Source organism: Aeromicrobium sp. (genome assembly GCF_014378035.1).
Lineage (GTDB): Bacteria > Actinomycetota > Actinomycetes > Propionibacteriales > Nocardioidaceae > Aeromicrobium.
The window spans coordinates 1-2,241 of the sequence record NZ_JACMOM010000193.1 but is presented as its reverse complement, the minus strand read 5'-3'; the positions used below and the strand labels follow the sequence as shown (position 1 = coordinate 2,241).

The 2,241-nt window shown below is 66.8% G+C and carries 4 protein-coding genes; 1 reads left to right on the top strand and 3 read right to left on the bottom strand.

The window, feature by feature from the left end:
- The coding region (locus H7290_RS10070; protein ID WP_290513882.1) for a hypothetical protein at positions 1-641 on the bottom strand (641 nt) is incomplete at its 3' end.
- A 58-nt stretch (positions 642-699) separates the two neighbouring features.
- Positions 700-1,062 (bottom strand): SRPBCC family protein, encoded by a 363-nt coding sequence (locus tag H7290_RS10065; protein ID WP_290513881.1) that lies wholly within the window; start codon positions 1,060-1,062, stop codon positions 700-702.
- A gap of 95 nt (positions 1,063-1,157) precedes the next feature.
- Here H7290_RS10065 and H7290_RS10060 point away from each other — a divergent pair, with 95 nt between their 5' ends.
- Positions 1,158-1,727, top strand: coding sequence for a DNA starvation/stationary phase protection protein (locus tag H7290_RS10060; protein ID WP_290513880.1), 570 nt, complete (start codon positions 1,158-1,160; stop codon positions 1,725-1,727).
- Between the two features lie 170 nt (positions 1,728-1,897).
- Here H7290_RS10060 and H7290_RS10055 read toward each other — a convergent pair whose 3' ends face one another.
- Complete coding sequence (locus H7290_RS10055) at positions 1,898-2,116, bottom strand: hypothetical protein (RefSeq protein ID WP_290513879.1); 219 nt, start codon at positions 2,114-2,116, stop codon at positions 1,898-1,900.
- Positions 2,117-2,241: the final 125 nt, after the last annotated feature.

Here is a 2,241-nt window from a genome sequence, read left to right as displayed (position 1 = left end):
GTGAGCAGCGCCTCGTTGAACCCGGACATCGAGTAGGTGTGCTCGCCGTAGACCAGCGAAGACAGACGATCCTCGAGCTGGCCCGGGCCCCGGAGCAGGTGCTCCAACATCTGCCGCACCCGACGGTCGCTCTCGGCCTCGCCGAGCAGGGTCCGTGCCTTGTTGAGCTCGGACACATCGCCGGGGTCGGCGCCGGTCGGGTCGTTGGCGAAGAGCGTGAGGTCGTACGGGACGGCGCGCCTCAGCCCGTCAGCCGAGAGCACCCACTGGTACTTCGCCCAGTGGGGCGCCACGGCGGGGTCGGGCGTCATAGCGACGGTAGCGAGGAACTCCTGCTTCAGGCGGTCGGCCCTCGCAGCATTCTCGGGGGCGACGTCGGCTGCCTGTGGGAGCTTGGGCATCACCGCGGCGACGGTACGGCCGGCCGCACGCGCGGTGCTTGAACGAGCAGAGCCCGCACGAGAGGTGCTTGCACGAGCGGTCGCTGCACGGCGTACGACGGGCTTCTCGACGACAGCTGAACCGTGCGTCCACCGGTAGTCACAGTCCTTGCACTCCACCTCGCGCCGTCCGTCGGGGAGGGCCGCCACGAGAAAGACATCGTCCTCGCGGGCGCACAGAGGACACATGATGAGAGCCATGGCTCAACGGTATGCCCCGCTCACACGCGCCCGTCAGGCGTGCCGCTCACACGGGCGGTCAGAGCTTCTCGAGCACCTTGGCGATGCCGTGGAACTCGAACTCGGCCCGGTAGGTCACCGTCGTGCTGGCGTCCGGCCCCTCGACGGTGATGGTGTCGGTCGAGGTCAGCGCACTCGTCTCACCGACGGGCGTGATCGAGTGACCGGGGTCGACCTCGGTGACGGTGTAGATGATCTCGACCTCCTTGCCGCCGAACCCCGAGATGTTCCTGTAGACCGTGCCCGCTCCCCCGTCACCGGACTCGCGGATCGTCTCCTTGGTGCCCGGGTCCCAGTCATTGGTGCTGCGGAAGTCCGAGAGGTAGTCCCACACGGTGGAGGCGGGCTTGTTGACTGCGCCGACGCTTTCGATGGTCCTCATGATTCGACGTCAGGTCTGCCAGGACCCGCGCGCACCTCGTGCAGAAGTGGTGGTTGGGGACGCATACATCACCAGTTGGCGGGTAGATTGAAGATATGGCTACTACTCCGAAATACACCATTCCTGGCCTCACCCCGGCCGAGGGTCAGAAGGTCGCCGGCATCCTGCAGGAGCGCCTCAATGCACTCAACGACCTCCAGCTCACCCTGAAGCACGTGCACTGGAACGTCGTGGGCCCGCACTTCATCGGCGTTCACGAGATGATCGACCCGCACGTCGACGAAGTCCGTGGCTTTGTTGACGAGACCGCCGAGCGCATCGCGACCCTGGGCTCCTCGCCAATGGGCACGCCCGGAGCCATCGTGTCGGGACGCTCGTGGGAGGACTACTCCCTCGGCCGCGCCACGACCAACGAGCACCTCGGGGCCCTGGACGAGGTCTACGTCAACCTGCTCGCCGACCACCGCAAGGCGCAGGCCGCAACCTCCGAGATCGATCCGATGACCGAGGACATGATCATCGCCCAGTCGCGTTCGCTCGAGCTGTTCCACTGGTTCATCCGCGCGCACCTCGAGAACACCGGGGGAGGCCTGTCCACCGAAGGCGCCAAGTCTGAGAAGACGGCCGCTGCCAAGGCTCACGCCGAGGCTGACGTCACCGAGTAGCTGCACCACCCCTGCTCGGAGCCCCGACTCGCCACGCGCGGATCGGGGCTTCGTCATTCTTGTTCGGCAGGGAGAAGGCCATCTCGCTCGCCAGGGCGAAGCCCGTGAGGGAGCCTGCGACCGAGGCGAAGGCGACCCGACCGGCTTCGCTCTGGCGAACGGTAGATGGGTCAGCGCTTGTTGGGGTTTTCCTTGGCGATGCGCGCATCGCCTCGCTTGTCGTTGACGGCGAGCCGTGCCATCAGCAGCTGGGGGTCGCTGCGCTCGACAGCCTTGGCGAACTGGCGGGCCTTCTCCCCCCGCAGCACCGTCGCGATCGCGCCGTGGTGGGAGATGACGACCTCCTTGCCGCGGACCGTCCAGTCATACCCGCTGGGCCGGTTCTTCACGACACCCCCAGGTAGTCCAGGGCGTCGTCGGTCAGCTGGTGTGCGAGGGTGCGGCTCGACCACTCGTGCGCCCACGCCTGTCGGATCAGCTCCTTGGCCTCAACCTTGCTGTCGCCGAAGTAGCC